Here is a 310-nt window from a genome sequence, read left to right on the forward strand (position 1 = left end):
GGCGACTATGAACTGATCGCGCTGCCGCTGCGTTTTGCCAACCTGGATGCCAGCCCGGTCCGCGCAATCCTGCGCCCGCTTTTGGAGCCTTCGCGATGAGCCAATGTCCTTTCTCTTCAGAATATAAGCCTGCCGACGGCCAGCCCCCGGAAGAATGGCACAACGCTGAGCTGAATTTTTCCGAGTCCATGAGCTACGGCGACTACCTGGACCTGGGCAAAGTCCTCAGCGCCCAGCACCCGCTGTCGCCGGACCACAACGAAATGCTGTTCATCATCCAGCACCAGACTTCGGAGCTGTGGATGAAGCT

The 310-nt window shown here is 59.0% G+C and carries 1 protein-coding gene; it reads left to right on the forward strand.

Annotated features, from left to right (window positions below):
* Positions 1-95 precede the first annotated feature (95 nt).
* Positions 96-310 (forward strand): tryptophan 2,3-dioxygenase family protein (locus tag AC0L3B_RS39055; protein ID WP_473383048.1); only part of this gene is annotated, 215 nt, incomplete at its 3' end.

This window comes from Bradyrhizobium sp. Kon56 (genome assembly GCF_055807635.1).